Origin of the sequence: Paenibacillus sp. cl141a, assembly GCF_900109305.1 — a bacterium.
Taxonomy (GTDB): Bacteria; Bacillota; Bacilli; order Paenibacillales; family Paenibacillaceae; genus Paenibacillus_AQ; species Paenibacillus_AQ lautus_A.
This window is the reverse complement of sequence record NZ_FNZO01000004.1, coordinates 70,837-88,288: the sequence shown is the minus strand read 5'-3', so window position 1 is coordinate 88,288 and position 17,452 is coordinate 70,837. Positions and strand designations below refer to the sequence as shown.

The following is a 17,452-nucleotide window of genomic DNA, read 5'->3' as shown; positions in this document are numbered from 1 at the left end:
GCTCACACGCTTATAACTCCAGCAGTCGGTCCACCGTTAACTCTTCCAGGGAAGGAAGGACGAGGTTGGCGCGCCCCAAGGTTTCGGGCGAACCGATGCCGACGCTGCGCATTCCCGCACGGATGGCGGCTTCGATTCCGGCCTCGGCATCCTCGAAGACGACGCAAGCGTCAGGGTCGGCGCCAAGCTCGCGAGCTCCCAGCGTAAATACCTCGGGATCCGGCTTCGCTTGGCTGGTTTTCGTTCCATCGATGATGGCGTCGAAGTAAGGCGTCAGGCCGGTATTGTTCAGGATCAGCATCGCGTTCTTGCTGGCGGAGCCCAGCGCAACCTTGATGCCGCGGTCCTTCAAGGCCTGGATAAATTCGAGGGCTCCAGGCAAAATCTCGGATTCGTCCATGTTGGAAATATACTCGACATACCAAGCATTCTTCTTCTCCGCCAGCGCCAGCTTCGCGTCCTCATCCAGCGATACGCCGCCAACCTCAAGCAGAATATCGAGGGAAGCCATGCGGCTTACACCCTTCAGGCGTTCGTTGTCCTGCTCCGTGAATTCAAAGCCAAGCTCTCCGGCAAGACGCTTCCAGGCAATGTAGTGATACTTGGCGGTATCCACCAGCACGCCGTCTAAGTCGAATAAACAAGCGGATAGGGTTGACATGATCATCCTCCTTAAGGAATTAGTGCAAACGTTTGAACCAAGCTGCAAAAATAAAGGAAGCACCAGGATGCTTCTTTATTTTGAAGTGCTTCTTGCTATGCTCCGCATATTCGTCGACGCTCAAGATTTCGGCGGCGAAAACATCGAGGATTCGCGGATCATCAATCGATGCGGAATAATATAGCGGTGCGGCAGGATCGTGTTGTCATCGTTGCGAATCGTCTGGATCAACGCCTGCGAGGCGGTATAACCCAGGTTATAGATGCCGATGTCAACGCTGCTCAGCGGCGGTGTCGATAGTTCGGTCAATGAGATGTTGTTGAAACTGATGATCGATACGTCTTGGGGAACTTTATACCCCAGCTCGTGCAGTCCGCGAACCACGCCGAAAGAGACAATGTCGTCGACAATGACAAGCGCCGTCGGCCGCTCGGGCAGGTTCATGAAAAAGGACATGGCGCGATAGCCGCTCTCCTGCAGGAACTCGCCTTCAACTATCCATTCTTTTCTCATTTCAAGGCCTGCATCGGCGAGTGCCTTCCCATAGCCCTTCATCCGGTCCTGGGAAACGATCAGGTTTGGCGGCCCGCTGACAAAACCGATCCGCTGATGCCCAAGCGAGATCAAATGCTTGGTTGCATCATAGGCTGCCTGCACATTATCAGTATCGACCGATAACAGGTCAGGATATTTCTCGCTCCGGCCGACAAGCACGAACGGGTAGTTGTTCGATTTCAGAAAATCAACGACCTGGTCGTCCTGCCTGGAGTAGAGCAAGATGGCGCCGTCGACGCGGCGGCCGTTAAGAAGGCGGGATACGGCTTCGACTTCCTCTTTCTCGTTGCCGCCCGAACTGAGAACGACATCGTATCCGGAACGGTTCGCTTGGGTGACGATACCGCGGATCAGCTCCATGAAGAATAAGTTGAGGAACAATTCCTCCGCGGGTTTCGGCAGAATGACGCATATGCTTTCTGTCGTTTTGGAAACAAGGCTCTTGGCCATAATATTGGGATGGTAGCCCATTTCCTCCATGATCTCTTTCACCTTGCGCGAGGTTTCACGGCTGATTCTTGGATGGTTGGAAAGCACCCGAGAGACGGTGGAGGGGGATACGCCCGCTCGTTTTGCGACATCTTTTATCGTTACTGACATAATAGGACCTCCAGTGGAACCGTTTGCGTTTTTTTGAAAATAAGAAAGCGACTACTGGAGTCTCCCTTATTTCACAAGAGTAACTTTCCGCTGTTCGCCGACCGTTTCTCTTTATTAAATTGTGGGTCTGTCAGGCCCTGTGTATGCGTGGATACCTATTGATCTAAAGGCATATTGATCCGGTATGTTAAACGGTTTCACACTGCTATATTAACGTTAATCGATAGGCTTGTAAATACGTATCCAAGTCAGTCCAACGCAATTATTTCACAAATGCATCAAAAAAGAAGCAAGGATTAGAAAACAGAAGAAAGGCCGGTATTATGGCCAGAAAAAACCGGAAAACAACTTAAAATGGCATTGTGCAAACGATTTAACAAAACGAAAGCGTGGGTTATGATAGAGTGGGATCAAAAACAGAGCGCTATCAACCGTCGAAGATGAAAGTAAAGCCCGGACCTATTATGTAACCGTTTTATTGGAAATATCTAGTGCTTAATAATTCAAACGTTTGCGCTTTCTGATTATACATGAAAATACTTTAGATACATAAGCGGAATGACTCGATGAATATCAGCTGCGTGAGCGAACAGGGGGAAACAGCGTGATGCGAAATGCATGGGAAAGACGCAGGGCTCTGCCGATATGGCTTACGGCTTTTGCGCTTGCGGGAAGCCTGCTTGCAGGCTGCAACGGCACCGCGGTTGCGCCACAAGAGGAAGCGAAGCCGCCGGCGGCTTCGGAATCGAAACAGCCGGATACGAAAGCGCCTGTGCCAGAAGGGAAAACGGAGGTGGATGAGCAGCCTTCCGATGTCTATTATGAAATTTTCGTGCGTTCATTCTATGATTCCGATGGGGATGGGATCGGTGACTTGCAAGGGGTCATTGAGAAGCTGGATTATTTGAATGACGGAAATCCGGAAACCTCGGAGGATCTTGGCGTGACGGGGATTTGGCTGATGCCGATCCATCCTTCGCCGAGCTATCACGGCTATGATGTGACCGACTATCGTTCCATTCACCCGGATTACGGGACGCTGGATGACTTTAAGAGGCTGCTTGCCGAAGCGGATAAGCGCGGGATCAAGATCATTATGGATCTGGTGGTCAATCACACGAGCACGGAGCATGCTTGGTTTCAGCTGGCTGCGAAAGACAAGGCCTCCGCCACCCGGGATTGGTACATCTGGGCCGAGGATCAAGGGAAAACGCCTTCCGGATCCAGCGCGGCGGGAAGCGGCTCCCCTTGGCATGAGATGAACGGGGCGCATTACATGGGCACGTTCTGGGGCGGGATGCCGGATCTGAACTTCGATAATCCCAAGGTCCGCGAGGAGATGAAGGATATCGGGAAGTTCTGGCTGGAGATGGGCGTCGACGGCTTCCGGATCGATGCAGCCAAGCATATTTACGAGGATCTGATGTCCGATAAGGGCGAGGCGACCACGGCCAAGAATACGGCTTGGTGGCAGGAATTCCGCGCCAGCATGAATGAAGTGAACCCGGAGGCTTATATCGTCGGGGAGATTTGGGATAATTCCGCTGCGGTCATCGCGCCGTATTTGGAGAATGCATTTGATTCCGGATTCAACTTCGGCTTGGGCGAGAGCATCGTCGGTGCCGCCATGAACGAGAAGGATAACAACCTGGCCTTCACCCTGGAGCGGACATATGGCTTGTTCAGCCAGGTATCGGACGGCAAGTTTACGGATGCTGCCTTCCTGACGAATCATGACATGAACCGTGTCATGTCCCAGCTGAAGGATGACGTGAACCACGCCAAGATGGCTGCCGGCATTCTGCTGACGATGCCGGGCCATCCGTTTATCTATTACGGTGAAGAGATCGGGATGAAGGGAGCGAAGCCGGACGAGCAAATCCGGGAGCCGATGATCTGGTCCAATACGGGCAGCGATAAGGGACAGACGACCTGGGAGCCGCTTACGCATAACCGCGGCGATCAGGTCCAAGGCGTAGAGCAGCAGACCGGAGACGAGGATTCCCTGTTGTCCCGCTATCGCACGCTGATCCGGTGGCGGAATGAGCTGCCTGCCCTGAACAGCGGCACGATTGAATCTTATGCGTCAGGGAACCAGCAAGTGATGGCCTATATCCGCCGGACAAACGAAAGCGGAGCCTTAGTGGTTCATAACCTTTCAGGCGTGGAGGAGACCGTGGACCTAGCATCAAAGAACGGATCTGCGGATTTCCGTTCATTGGCGAGAACCACCGACGACAGCGCGGCTTTGGATGGCAGCAGTTTAACGCTGCCGCCGTATACGACCGTTATTTTGGAATAGGCAGCGATCCTGCCTTATACAGCAAAATACAACAAGACCCCGAGCCCCTGGAAGGAGGCGTGCTCGGGGTCTTGTTTGACATCTGCTACAGCCCTAAGGCTACTCGGAGGACTAAGCACGGAAACTGCGCAAATAATTGGCCGTCACGGAATGCGGGCTCTCCAGAAGCTCCGCCGGTTTGCTGGAGAACTGGATGTTCCCGAGGGAGCACGGCAGGTTAGCAAATCGGATGCAAGAACATCGGGGATCCCATGTTACAATGACAAAAGATGAATTGCGGCATACATAAAAGTTTAGTTGACTCAAAGGTTATGAAATAGCCCCTATGTGGGGATACGAATGTTCGTACGGAAAGGAAGTTTTACCATGAGCGCATGCATTCTATATATTGAGGATGACCGGGAGATCGGCGGATGGGTCAGCGAATTTCTCAGGGACAAGGGATACGAGGTGCGGTGGCTGCTGAGCGGAGAACAGGCCGTACAGGAAGCGGCTCCGTGCGCGGTCGTTGTTCTGGACGTCATGCTTCCGGGGCTGGACGGCTTTACGGTCGGGCAGCGTCTCAAAAAGGCCTATCCCGGACTGCCCATCCTGATGCTGTCGGCGCGAACCTCCATTGACGATAAGCTGCAGGGGCTTGAGTTCGCCGACGATTACCTGACAAAGCCTTTTCACCCGGACGAGCTGGCTGCCCGTCTCGAGGTGCTTCTGCGACGGTCTGTCGTGAAATCCGCGGAGCCCATCCGAGTGAAGCACTTATCGGTATATGAAGACGAGAATCGGATCGTGAACGAGGATACCGGCGAGGAGACGCTGCTGACCGGCAAACAGCATCAAATCTTTATGTATCTGCTCCAGCACCAGGGGCGTGTCATGACCAAGGAGCAAATATACGAGTCGGTCTGGGGAGAATCATATATCGAAGGGGACAAGACGCTGATGGTCCACATCCGGTATCTTCGGGAGAAGCTCGAGCGGGACCCCGCCAACCCGGAGATTATTGAGACCGTTCGCGGGCTTGGTTACCGGGTGAGAGCATGAGATGGAAAAGGAAAAAGGGAAGATTCCGCAATTCGCTGACCAACCGGTATTTGCTGCTGATTTTGATGGCCATGATCTTCATGCCGATCATGTTTCCGTTAGCGTCGATTTTTTACTGGTTCGTGAACGATACCTTCTCGGATCGGCCGCCGGCCCCTGCCGGGAAATATACCAGCGGTGCCGCGTTAGAGAGAATGTGGCACGAGGAAGCAGCCGGATTAAGCGGAACTTCGCCGGAAGCCATTGAGCAGAAGCTGAATTCGATACGGCAGGAGTATCCGGAGATCTCTATGTTCTGGGTGGATGGCGACAATACGACCAGACTGCAGCTGCCGGTGCAGCCTAACCTGCCCGAGGTATGGAGCGCGCCCTATACCGTGCAATTTATGAAAAACTCCCTGGATAGCGACCCGTTCACATCCGTGGCTTTTATCGGGGGAGAGGGATCGGGAGAAGGCTTCATGGTCATGCAGCTGCCAAGAAAATACCTTAATGTCCAGCAGCCCATTGCGAGCGAAACGGCGTTGTACGGGCTGTTCACGGCTTCGATGTCCGGCCTGTTCATTCTGGTCTCCTGGCTGTTCTTCGTGCGCATACGCAAGCGGCTGCTGCGGCTTCGTTCGGCCATGACGTCGTCCCATGCGTCGACGGGCATACCGCAGCCGGTTACGTTAACCAAGTATGACGAAATTGGACAGCTGGAAGAGGGTTATAACGATATGGTCATCCAGTTGGAAGAGGGACAGCGCCGCCAGCGCGAGGAAGAAGAGCTGCGCAAATCCCTGATCGCCAATCTGTCCCATGATCTCAGAACCCCGCTGACGGTGATTCGAAGCCATATTTTCTCCATGGAACGGGAGCCGTTGAGCCCGAAGGGGAAAGAATCGCTGTCGCTCATCGAATCGAAAATCGCGGATTTGGGCGGCCTGATCGACAATCTGCTGTCCTACAACTTGCTCACCAGCGGCAGAGTGCAGCTGAACATGGAATCTGCAGACGTGCTGCGAATCGTCAAGGAAAGCGCCGCTGCCTGGTATCCGGTATGGGAGAAGGCGGGAATCGAGCCTGACATCCAGGTGCGCGACGAGCCGCTCCTCTGGAACGTAGACGTGCTGTGGTTCCGGAGGCTCCTCGATAATCTGTTCCAAAATGTCGCTCGCCACGCCCGATCCGGGCAGTACATCGGCATTCATACCGAGGAGAGGGAAGGACTTGAGGGCGTCCTTGTCATTTCGGACCATGGGCCGGGGATCGCAAGCGATTCCGGCAACAAAGGCACGGGCATCGGCCTGGCCATCGTGGACCACCTGACCAGGGAGATGGGGCTGGAAAGCCATGTGGAAAGCTCGGATGAAGGAACGATGATCCGCATCTGGAAGCGTTGAGCAATCAAGCGCCGGGCTATCAAGCATTCCATCCGGGATGCTGAGGCCTGGGTTAAAAAGATAAAAAGAGGAGCCGGCATGATTATCGGTTCCTCTTTTTTTGCTGCCAATAACAGAAAAAGACGCCCTGTAAGGCGTCTTCGTACCATTGCTTTTCGCTCGAGTTTCACGAGCTCGTCAGTGAACTGGGTTCATAAGCAAGGCAGGCTACAGCTGCTAGACTCAAAGAGAGATCCATTCTGAAATCAAGGCGAACGAAAACATGTATATTCATGGTTAACCACGCTCCAATCGTAACGGTGAATCGATCGATGAGAGAGAAGAGTGATCGGCATGCCATCATCAGCGTCAGGTAGCCCCCCTGTACGGACGCCATAAGCGTTTCGGCAAATTAATTATATCATATTCGGACACTTGTTAAAACGTTGGATAGGCTGCCCGCTTTTTTAAAGAAAATTTAAACTTGGGGCCGACCGGCATTTAACCTTGGACATGTAGGATGTATACCTGAGGTGATGAACGTGACGGAACTCGTCATTCAAACAAAAGGCTTATATAAAATATACAAAAAGCGCGCAGCGGTCGTGGATTTGAATCTGGAGATCGCCCGCGGCGACATTTACGGCTTCCTCGGCCCGAACGGTGCCGGGAAAACGACGACCATTCGCATGCTGCTTGGACTCATTCAACCGACGCGTGGTGCGATTCATTTGTTCGGCAAGGATTTAAAGAGCGAAAAAATGGACATTTTGCGCCGGACCGGATCGCTCGTGGAGTACCCATCCTATTACGGCCATCTGACAGCCGTAGAGAATCTGGAAGCCATTCGCCGGATTACGGGCGGGCCGAAGTCCCGCATCTCGGAAGTGCTGGAGATCGTCTCCTTGACGAAGGAAGCCAAGCGTCCGGTCAAGGGGTACTCCCTAGGGATGAAGCAGCGTCTGGGCATTGCAGCCGCCCTGCTGAACAATCCGGAGCTGCTCATTCTGGATGAGCCGACCAACGGCTTGGATCCGTCCGGGATACATGAAATCCGGGAGCTGATTAAGAATATGCCGCGCCAATACGGCATTACCGTGCTGGTATCCAGTCACCTGCTGGGGGAGGTCGAGCAGATGGCGGACAAAGTCGGCATTATACGCGAAGGAAGGATGGTGTTCCAGGATACGATCGACAATCTGGTATCCACGGCATCCAGCGGTTTCCGCTTATCGGTATCCGAGCCTGAGGCAGCGCTGGGACTAGCCCTAGACTTAGGCTGCGAAGGGGTCCTGCGGAACCAGATGCTGGAGCTGGAGAGCATGCAGGATGCCAAAATCGCGCTGCTCGTGAAGCGTCTTGTGGAGAACCAGCATGCGGTCTACCGGGTGGAAGAGCAGCGGAGGTCGCTGGAGGATATCTTCATGCAGATCGTAGGGGAGGGAAGCCGGGTATGATGTTCCGTGCGCTTTCCGCCGATTGGCTGAAGATCCGGGGCAAAGGCATCTGGTTTCTCGCTGCGCTCGGTCCCGTCGGGCTGGCAGCGATGCAAGGGCTGAACTTCGGACTTCGATACGATTACCTGATGAAATCCTACGCGGCGGATCCTTGGGGCGGGCTGCTGGAGAACGTGCTCTTCTTTGTGCCGATTGCCCTGTTCCTCGGGATCACGCTGGTCTGCTCGCTGATGGCCAACGTGGAGCATCAGCTGAGCTCGTGGAAGCAGCTGCTGGCACTGCCTATTTCCAGAACAGCGGTATTCAGTGCCAAGTTCGTGCAGGCTTTCCTGATTCTCTGTGTATCCTGTCTCCTTCTGTCGATCAGTACCGCCGTCCTCGGCATCATACTGGGGATGGGGGCAGATCAAATGCCGTATGTCGATCTGCTGCGCATTGGCTTTGTGCAGTTATTCGCGGCGCTTCCCATGCTGGCCTTTCAGCTGTGGATGTCTTTGACGCTTAAGAATCAGGGGATCGCGGTCGGGATCGGGATTACCGCTTCGGTCGTGTCGATGTTCGCCCTGCAGTTTCCTGATTGGATTCCGCTAAAATGGCCGCTGCTGGCTTACATGGGGCCGGGAGAGGCCCGCGTCATCGGAGCGGGTTTGCTGCTGGGCGCGGTGATCGCATGCGCTGGCCTGATTCATTTTAACCGAAAGGATGTGGACTAAGATGGCATCCTATCTAAGAGCGGTATCCGCTGAGTGGCTGAAGCTGTCGAAATCGAAGCTGTGGCCGCAAATCTTCCTGTGCGCGGTCCTGGTCATGCTGCTGGGCATATTAAACGGAAAGCCTGAGGAGCTGGCGCCATGGGAATATCTGATCAGCATTATGATCATTCTGCATGCCATGCTGCTGCTCCCGATTCTGACGGGGATATTCAGTGCCATGGTATGCCGGTATGAGCATTCGGGCGGGGGATGGAAGCAGCTGCTCGTCCTGCCGGTTTCACGCGGCGCCGTCTATTTTGCGAAGTTCTCGGTGGTAGCCATGCTGCTGGCCGTCGTCCAGCTACTGTTCATGGGCGCCGTGCTGGGAGCCGGGTTGATCCACAAGGTGGATGCTCCGATTCCGTGGGAAATGCTGCTGCGTTGCCTGCTTGGCGGTTGGGTTGCCTGCTTGCCGCTTGCCGCGCTGCAGCTTGGGGTCTCAACGTCCTGGAGCAGCTTTGCGGCTCCGCTGGCATTGAACGTCGTTTTCACCATCCCGAACATCCTGGTGGCCAACTCGCAGACGTATGCCCCGTATTACCCGTGGACACAGCCGTTTCTGGCAATGATGCCGGCGGGTCAAGCCGATTTCGGCGCATTCAACCTGCCGTTTGAGAGCCTTATGACCGTCGTGGTTGGCGGGTTCCTGTTATTCTTTCTCGCGGGATTCATCTATTTTCAGCGGAAAGAAGTGTAGTCATCCAGAACCGGGAAATCCGGTTTGGCTCATGAAAAAGAGCTGCCCTCAGGCCCTTACGGCCTGTTGGAGCAGCTCTTTTTATTTATTTCTATGTGTAACGAACCCTTGGTTTTGCTATTGAGGCAAATCCACCCACGCATAAGGGGTGTCAGCCGCCTTCAATCCATACTCGATAATCGTGATGACGGCGACCGTTTCTGCCGGGTTGACGGCAGGCTCGCCCGTTTCGAAGAAATTCACCAGATTCTCGATGAACAGGGCGAAGAAATTCGAATTCGCGGTGACCTGCTTGAAGCCCCCGTCGCCATTCTTTATCCCTAGAGTAAAAGGACAATTATCCCCAAGATGATTCACGGTGGCTTGCCGACCGTCTCCGAAATCGATCAGCAGGGCTGGAGAGTCAGGAGTTCCGATATACATCACCCGCTTCGGGCTGGCCCCCATCAGGCTGACGATCGGCTCGATTTGATGGATCGAATAATTGGCGAAGGCGCCCGGTCCCCAACTGCTGATCGTTTGAATATCGCTTCGGTCCAGCTCACGGTATTCGCTGGCAAAACGAAGGGCGGACGTCGAATACATCGGCGTTCCGTGCTTTGCCGCCAGGTCGAACAGGCGGATGGCCGTTTCGCGGTCAGGCGCGAACGTTTTATCGATATAGGTCGGCTTGCCGGATTGCAGCGGCAGCTGGGACAGCTCCTCGTGGAATTCCGGGTTATCCGGGGACAGCACGATCAGGTAATCGCTGCGCTCCACCACCTCTTCGATCGTGGGCAGCAGCTCAATTCCAAACTCCTTGCTCCAGGCGGCGTTCGTGAGCCCGTTCTCTTTGTCTCTCTTGCCGTAGGCGTACATGACCTTCATGCCATGTTCCGATGCCTGCTCAATCCACCCGGGATATTTGTTCGCGTGGAACTGGTCCAAATGCAGGTCGATGAATCCGATTTTTTTCATGATAAAAGGGCCTCCCTGGCGTTCGAACTATAGGTTATAGGCTGTTCTGGGCAACGGGCTGCAGCGAAACCTCCGCGCCTTGGTCGGACGAGTCGTAAATCGCCTGGATGATCTGGGAGGAGAGGATGACCGTATCGATATGCGAAGGCTGTTTCTCCCCGGTTTGAATGCAGTGGATAAACCCGTCGATCTCATTCTGGAACATGCTGCCGAGATTGAATTTCGGCGTGGTTTCGATCAATGCGCCGTCCTCCGTGGTGTAGAAGGTGAAGTCCGCGCCGTATTTCAGCCGGATGCCGCCTTTGTCGCCGAGGAAGTCGATGAACATTTCTTCGGCGCCGATATTTTGCGCCCATGCGCCGTTCAGGGAAATGGTCGGACCTTCCGTGCGGACGAGGGCCGTGACAAAATCGTCGACGTCATACGTGCCGTCATATTTCGGCGGACCTGCCCACATTTTGAGGAAGGTGTAATTCTCCATGTCTTTGCCCAGCTTGCAATAAGCCTGGCCGGAGACGGTCTTCGGCTTCGGATCGCCCGTACAGTACATCACGACATCGAGGAAGTGAACGCCCCAATCGATTAGCGCGCCGCCGCCGGCAATGGCTTTGGTCGTGAAGGCGCCGCCAAGACCCGGGATCGAGCGGTGTGAACGGAAACTGGCATAAACGTGATACAGCTCGCCCAGATCGCCGTTTTGGATCATTTTTCTGATTCTGTTTACGCTTTCATTGTAACGGTTGACCACCCCGATATTGAGCGTTTTGCCCGTTTCGTGCTGAACCTTCTGCATTTCCAGCGCTTCCGCGTAGGTACGGGCTGCCGGTTTTTCGCATAATACATGCTTTCCTGCCCGCAAGCAATCGATGGCGATGGAAGCATGAACGTCATTCGGCGTACAGATCGATACCGCGTCGACCTCAGGGTCGTTCAGGATCTGGTTGTAATCTTCGATGGCTTGGCCGCATTCGTATTTGGCGACGGCGGCATCGGCCCGATCCTTCAAGATATCGCAGAAATATTTGATCTCGGCATCTTCGTTGGCCATGTAGGCGGGGATATGGGCACTGTTCGCAATCGTGCCGCAGCCGATCACGGCAATTGTAATTTTGTTCATCGGTTCTCCTCCAAAATCGTGGATTGATGATGCAGTGATGACATGACCTGTCGCTTGATTCTTCGTTATTGCTTGCCCCGAGTATAGCATGTGAGCGATCGCTTCGATTTCACTATCGTGTTTATTTATTGGATTATCGTACCGAGGCGCTAGTCCACGGTTTTAAAAGCGTTCTTTTTATAGTAAGCGGGGGTCGTTCCCGTGTATTTCTTGAAAATTCGGCAGAAGTAGGGAAGCTCGTTAAACCCGACCTTGAAGCACACGTCGGTTACCGTCAACTCGGGCTCCGTCAGCAGCCGCATCGCCATTCGTATTCGGTAGTTGGCCACATACTGGCTGAAGGTCCGGCCAGTCACTTCCTTGAAACGTCGGCAAAAGCTCGTCCGGGACATCATCGTCCGCGCGCAGAGATCCTCCAGCCACAGGGGCTGATCGAAGTGGTCGTGGATATATTGAACGGATTCCAATATGGGCTCCCGGTACGGGGCGCTGCCCGCGGTTACCGATATATGCTTGCCTTGCTCGGCATGCTCGCGGTTCACGATCGCCAGCAGCTTCAGCAGATTGGCCTTCAGCAGAATATCGAAGAATGGGCCCCGGCCTCCGAACTCGTTCAGCATTTCGGTGAGGAGTTCCTTAACGGCGAGGTCACTGCCGCCGGTCAAGGTGATTTTGAGCGGGACGCGGTCTTCGGTCGTGACAAAAGGCTTGATGAAGGAAAGGTCGAACAGCTGCGGCTCGTCCGGCATTCCCTCCAATCGTTCGTTAATGAAGGCCGGCATGAATTCGCACCCGAGCACCTCCAGTTCTTTCCCGGGGACCATCTCTACGCGATGGACGCTGTAAGGAGGGAGCACGAATATATTGCCCTGAACCATCCGGTATTTTTGGCCATAGAGCGTATGGATGAATTCGCCTTTGCTGACATACCAGATTTGAAGATAGTCATGCATATGATCGGATAAACTCCCGAACTTTTCGGTAATGCGGTACATTTTGCAGGGCAGGCCATTCGCCATCTCCAGCTCCGACGTAAAGTAGGCGATTCCTCTTCGGGTGCATTCGGCGATATCCGGTTCCAGCCAGTGAATAGCCATCGTTTCTTTCCTCCTTACGTACGTTTCGATCCTGTTATTCATAGCATAACTGATTAAGGTCATGAAGGAAGAGAAAAAGTTGAAAAAAGTGAGCTGTTTATGCGGATTCCGTCCATGATTGATATGATGAGGAGATTGAATTGTAGGGGGACGGTACGTGGCGTATCAGGATAATTTCACGGCTGCTTGTAAACCGCGATGAAGCAAGATTGAAAATGACGAGACCTGGTAACAAATGGACATCGGCAAACGTCTGTAGGTTAGAGGTGATCTTGTGATGAAGAACTTGGGGACATTCGAGCTGGTAAATAGGGGACTGGTTCTGCTAGGGGTGATGATGATGGCGATGTTGCTGACAAGCTGCGGTTCTGGCAAAGCTGGTGACGTGAAGGAGTCTTTCGAGGCAGGGGGACAAGGCATAACTTCCTACATGACGGACGGTAGCCAATCCCAAGATCATGTAACGATTCACCGCGGTCACACGTTCGGCGAAGTCAGTTCAGGCATTTTCGGAACGCTGGATCGCGGGGAGGAAGTGGAAGCATTTGATCAGGCCATTCGTAAAGCCGTGAAGATGCCAGGCATCATGGATGTAAGGGAGCCTGATTATGGTGCGGTAATTCACCTTGGCGGGAAGAGCACGTCCATTCATCTGTGGCTAGAATCCGACAGTACACGAGGAATGTTTGCTTATATAACGGATACCGGCACAGGATATAGACTGACCGAAAAGTCGACAGCGCAGCTTAAAGAATCGATCGGTCAATTGCGATACACACCTGAGCAGGCCATGGACAACGGTGATGTGGTACTTAGCTTGGGCGGGATTGCCAACCGGGAGATATGGGACAAGTTCGTGACGGCGGTTCAGAAGAAAAATGCCGCTACGGTACAGCTGACGACCTATACGATAGAGGGCAGCCCCATTTTTAACAATTTGGAGTATGGTGACCAAGGCGAGTTCATCCGGCATCGATTCGATACGACCCATGACCCGATGGGCATGCCTTTAAAATCCGTCGAATTCTGCAAGGAACTGGTAGCGGCGCAGACGGAACAGGGCATCGAGTATCGTCTGAACGGGTGCGGTAAGGGGTATGCTCAAGAGAGTGAGACTTTCTACGTACTGTTTCCCTTCGATCGTACGAATCAAAATAACTAAAGATCAAATCCCTTTTGCGTGCGAGGATCAAGTTTCGTGTTGCAAAGAGCCGAGGCGTCCTGAAACACAGGATAAACCTCGGCTCTTTTTCGTTATTACTGGCAAAACTCCTTCAGCATCTGCTCCTTCACTTCTTCAATCGGGAAGTGCAGGGGATAGGTGGATATCATCAGCATGATGCCCTGAAGGGTAGAAGAAAAGTACAAGGAGCGCTTGCGCGGCTCGGGTACTCCGAGACTTTCAAATATGCGGCATTGAATCTCAAATTGCCGTGCAGCCTCTTCCACAAGACGCTTGCTGTAGGGAAACAGCTCTTGATCCGCTTCGGGCTGTGTTTGAAGATGCAAGTAAAAACGGAATACTTCCGGCTGCCGATAGACGTTGTCGATGGCTTGCTCCAAAATATATTTCAGCTGATCCACAGGTGCTTGGAGTGAAGCGGCATTTTCCATAACTTCGGCAACGCTTGCGATTCGCTCCTCGACCATAGCGGCAAGCAGTCCTTCCTTGCCTGAAAAATAATTATAGAGCAGCCCTTTGGATGTGCCGGCTTGCTTGGCTACATCGCTAATGGAAGTGGCATGATACCCCTGATGGATAAACAAATCCATGGCGGTTTCCAAAATCTTCTCTTTCGCCAGCTGGCGTATGCGTTCGTTCTCGCTGGGTGAGCGTGGCATGCAATTTTCATTCCTTTACGAATGGGGTGATATGAAGGGATAACTCCTCCGGATGCGTTAGCGTGACCATGTGATCCGCTCCCGCGATGGTGGCGAATCGAATGCCCGGAACCCTTCGAAATTGTTCCCCTACCTGCTGGTTATCGGTCAGTTCATGATCTCCTATGATGAACAGCGTTCTGGCCGAGATATCCTGTAATCGGTCCATCGCCGGCGGCTCCGGCCAAACCGAGTCAAAGGTAGCCCAGGTAAATGTCCGCTCGAAATGGTGGCGAAGCATTTGGACCATCAGCTCCCGTTCGGCGCGGTTCCTTGTAATTTCATAGGAAGGCGGCTCAATGCACAGCTCGATCATTTTCTCGATATCAGGGGCAGCGGCGCTTACCCCGAGCATGTAAGTTTGCATTTCCTCAGAATAAGGAAAACCGGACAGGGCGGGTGCTATGACAATCAGTTCCGATACTCTTTCAGGATAATGGATCGCGAACTCCGTGGCAATCCGGCCGCCCATAGAATGACCGACAATCGCAGCTCGCGAAATATCCAGATGATCCAGAAGAGATAACAAATCTTCAACATAGTTTGGGGGCTGAGCGGGAGAGGGAGAGCGTCCGGCACCGCGACCGTCAAAGGCAATGACGCAAAAATGCTCCGCTAAAAGAGGGACAAGATAACTCCAGTCCCGCAGATCGGCTCCACCGCTGTGAACAAGGACGATCGGCTTACCATTTCCATGAACTTCATAGTGCAGATCCAACAGAATACCTCCATTCGATTTTCAATGATATACAGTACTTGATGAATACTATTTTATTATTGAATGAACGTTTGGTCAATAGAAAATCGATTCGTATCTTGATTTGCCTTTCAAAGTTGGGATCCTATTATGAATATCGATGTGAATTAATTCACTAATATTATTTGTGAATTATGTTACAATCGAAAAAAATAAATTTTCGGAGTAGGGGGAACGGACTGTGGCTCGTTATTTTAACGGTAAAGAAGTGGAGCTGTTGGCTCCAGCCGGAACATTCGAGATATTCAAGACCGTCATTGACGCAAACTGCGATGCCGTATATTTCGGGGGGCCATCGCTGAACATGCGCATGATGCGCAAGGGATACAACTTAAGTTATGAGGAGGTACGCGGGGCCGTCCAATTGGCCCATGACCGCGGAAAGCGTGCCTACATTACAGTGAACAACCTGATGAATGAAGAAGACTTGGAGGAAGCGAAGCGTTACTTCGCCTTTCTGAACGAGATCGGTCCGGATGCCATTATCGCGCAGGATTTGGCCGTGTTTCCCCTGATCCAAGAGATGAATTATACGAATATTCCGGTTCACTCCTCGGTCATGATGAACGTGCACAACCTGGAAATGATCGAAGCGGTCAAAGCACTGGGCGTTTCCCGCATCGTGGCTTCCCGCGAAATGGACCTGAAAACGGCAGAGGTGCTGCAGGCCAAGAGCGGGATGGAGTTCGAGTATTTTGTGCACGGCGACATGTGCACGGTTCACGGGGCCAACTGCTTGTACAGCTCGATGCTGTTCGGCAACAGCTCTAACCGCGGACGCTGCATGAAGCCTTGCCGCTGGGATTACCGGGTGAAGAAGGACGGCTATCTCTATCCGACCGAGTATCCGCTCGCGGCGAAGGATATGTACATGTACGAGAGCATTCCTGAGCTGATCCAGTCCGGCATCACCAGCTTCAAGATTGAAGGACGCATGAGAGACACCGAGTTTTTGCTGATGGTCGTGAATTCGTACGGAGACGCCATCGATCGTTATATTGCGGATCCGCTGGGCTACAATCGCGAGGCGGGGGCGGACACGCTGCATAAACATCGCAAGCGCGATTTCACGACGGCTTATGCCTTCGGCAAGCCGGGACTGGGCTTTATTAATCGCCGCTATGAGGGGACAGGCAAGTTTTACAGTACGGGGAAGGTGTTCAGTACGCCTACCGCCGAACGCGAGACGAAGGAGGAACGGGTGCTCCAGGTGAAGGAATCGCTTCGCCATGCGAAGCGGGAACGGCAGGGCACGTCGATTCCGCAAATTACGGTGCATGTCAACACGGTAGAGCAGGCCCGTGCGGCATTAGAAGAAGGAGCAGGCGTCATTTACCTGACGGGGGACGTATTCCAGCCGGATCGTCCGTTTGGCCGGGAAGACATCGAAGCCTTGACGGCGGATAAAGGGGACGCGGAGATTGTCCTTGGCATGCCCCGCATGATGAATGAGCTTCAGATGGAGCAGTACCATCAGTTTCTCAGCGCAGGCAAGGAGTTTAACCATTATGGTCTGGACGGTCTGCTTGCGACCAACATCGGCGCCATGCACAGGTTTCAATCCATCGGGCTGCCGCTGATCGCCGATTTCAGCCTGAACATCTACAACCATATGGCGGCTTCGTTTTATCAGAAGCATTTTGGCATATCCAGAATCAATCCGTCCCTTGAGCTTCAGCTCCATGATTTGACGAAATTGCTGCGCCATCCGGAGATTCCCCTTGAGATCATCGTTCACGGATCGCCCATCGTCATGTATCTGGAGCATGACTTATATGCCAATGCGGCAGAGTTTGAGCCTATAGCTGAAGAGGATAACCGGTTCGTGGATAACCGTCATCTCGTGCTGCTTACGGATAAAGGGGAGAACCCCGTATATCGGGATGCCGCAGGGCGTAACCACTTGGCATTGGCGAAGGAGCTGTGCTACATGCCGATCCTGAAGGAGTTGTATGAAGCCGGCGTCCATCATTTCCGCATCGAAGGAAAAACGTATACGACCGAGCAGCTTCGCAGCCTGGTGCGGTTATATCTTCAAGCTGCGCTGAACCTGGATGCATGCGGCAGGCTGTATCCAAGCATGTCACCAGTTTACGCCGGGTTCACGCTCGGTTCGCTCCAATTCGGCCATTCCCTGGAACTGGAGCTGACGGAAGCATGAGATCCCTTAGAGACGGGGCAGGAAGATGATCCGATGCGAGCGCCGTTTTCCTC

General features: G+C 53.3%; 15 protein-coding genes. 8 read left to right on the top strand and 7 right to left on the bottom strand.

Going from position 1 to position 17,452, the window contains the following annotated elements:
* Positions 1-10: 10 nt before the first annotated feature.
* Positions 11-661, bottom strand: coding sequence for a beta-phosphoglucomutase (pgmB, locus tag BMX45_RS13175; RefSeq protein ID WP_012818805.1), 651 nt, complete (start codon positions 659-661; stop codon positions 11-13).
* Positions 662-781: 120 nt separating this feature from the next.
* Positions 782-1,816 (bottom strand): LacI family DNA-binding transcriptional regulator, encoded by a 1,035-nt coding sequence (locus tag BMX45_RS13170; RefSeq protein WP_009593335.1) that lies wholly within the window; start codon positions 1,814-1,816, stop codon positions 782-784.
* Between the two features lie 604 nt (positions 1,817-2,420).
* Between BMX45_RS13170 and BMX45_RS13165 the strand changes: the two genes are divergently transcribed.
* The 6 genes from BMX45_RS13165 to BMX45_RS13140 all read left to right on the top strand — a co-directional run bounded on the left by BMX45_RS13165 (position 2,421) and on the right by BMX45_RS13140 (position 9,429).
* The gene (locus BMX45_RS13165; RefSeq protein ID WP_090910058.1) at positions 2,421-4,118 is read left to right on the top strand and encodes an alpha-amylase family glycosyl hydrolase; all 1,698 of its coding nucleotides are present in this window, start codon (positions 2,421-2,423) and stop codon (positions 4,116-4,118) included.
* 366 nt (positions 4,119-4,484) lie between these two features.
* Positions 4,485-5,159, top strand: a complete 675-nt coding sequence (locus tag BMX45_RS13160) for a response regulator transcription factor (RefSeq protein WP_012818807.1) — start codon at positions 4,485-4,487, stop codon at positions 5,157-5,159.
* A complete protein-coding gene (locus tag BMX45_RS13155; protein WP_090910057.1) occupies positions 5,156-6,544 on the top strand; it encodes a sensor histidine kinase in 1,389 nt (462 codons plus the stop codon). Before BMX45_RS13160 ends, BMX45_RS13155 begins: the two co-directional genes overlap by 4 nt.
* Positions 6,545-7,065: 521 nt before the next feature.
* A complete protein-coding gene (locus tag BMX45_RS13150; protein ID WP_090910404.1) occupies positions 7,066-7,980 on the top strand; it encodes an ABC transporter ATP-binding protein in 915 nt (304 codons plus the stop codon).
* Positions 7,977-8,693: an ABC transporter permease gene (locus BMX45_RS13145; protein ID WP_090910056.1), complete on the top strand. Its 717-nt coding sequence runs from the start codon at positions 7,977-7,979 to the stop codon at positions 8,691-8,693. Before BMX45_RS13150 ends, BMX45_RS13145 begins: the two co-directional genes overlap by 4 nt.
* A gap of 1 nt (position 8,694) precedes the next feature.
* Positions 8,695-9,429 (top strand): ABC transporter permease, encoded by a 735-nt coding sequence (locus BMX45_RS13140; RefSeq protein ID WP_090910055.1) that lies wholly within the window; start codon positions 8,695-8,697, stop codon positions 9,427-9,429.
* A 117-nt stretch (positions 9,430-9,546) separates the two neighbouring features.
* Here BMX45_RS13140 and BMX45_RS13135 read toward each other — a convergent pair whose 3' ends face one another.
* The 3 genes from BMX45_RS13135 to BMX45_RS13125 form a co-directional block, all read right to left on the bottom strand.
* Positions 9,547-10,386, bottom strand: a complete 840-nt coding sequence (locus BMX45_RS13135) for a Gfo/Idh/MocA family protein (RefSeq protein ID WP_090910054.1) — start codon at positions 10,384-10,386, stop codon at positions 9,547-9,549.
* Positions 10,387-10,420: 34 nt separating this feature from the next.
* A complete protein-coding gene (locus BMX45_RS13130; RefSeq protein WP_090910053.1) occupies positions 10,421-11,503 on the bottom strand; it encodes a Gfo/Idh/MocA family protein in 1,083 nt (360 codons plus the stop codon).
* A gap of 149 nt (positions 11,504-11,652) precedes the next feature.
* The gene (locus tag BMX45_RS13125) at positions 11,653-12,600 is read right to left on the bottom strand and encodes an AraC family transcriptional regulator (protein WP_090910052.1); all 948 of its coding nucleotides are present in this window, start codon (positions 12,598-12,600) and stop codon (positions 11,653-11,655) included.
* Between the two features lie 277 nt (positions 12,601-12,877).
* Here BMX45_RS13125 and BMX45_RS13120 point away from each other — a divergent pair, with 277 nt between their 5' ends.
* The gene (locus BMX45_RS13120; RefSeq protein ID WP_090910051.1) at positions 12,878-13,762 is read left to right on the top strand and encodes a YhfM domain-containing protein; all 885 of its coding nucleotides are present in this window, start codon (positions 12,878-12,880) and stop codon (positions 13,760-13,762) included.
* 95 nt (positions 13,763-13,857) lie between these two features.
* On the opposite strand, the gene BMX45_RS13115 is transcribed toward BMX45_RS13120, so the two are convergent.
* Positions 13,858-14,442 (bottom strand): TetR/AcrR family transcriptional regulator, encoded by a 585-nt coding sequence (locus BMX45_RS13115; RefSeq protein WP_090910050.1) that lies wholly within the window; start codon positions 14,440-14,442, stop codon positions 13,858-13,860.
* 7 nt (positions 14,443-14,449) lie between these two features.
* Complete coding sequence (locus BMX45_RS13110) at positions 14,450-15,199, bottom strand: alpha/beta fold hydrolase (RefSeq protein ID WP_090910049.1); 750 nt, start codon at positions 15,197-15,199, stop codon at positions 14,450-14,452.
* A 220-nt stretch (positions 15,200-15,419) separates the two neighbouring features.
* Here BMX45_RS13110 and BMX45_RS13105 point away from each other — a divergent pair, with 220 nt between their 5' ends.
* Positions 15,420-17,399 (top strand): peptidase U32 family protein, encoded by a 1,980-nt coding sequence (locus tag BMX45_RS13105; protein ID WP_090910048.1) that lies wholly within the window; start codon positions 15,420-15,422, stop codon positions 17,397-17,399.
* Positions 17,400-17,452: the final 53 nt, after the last annotated feature.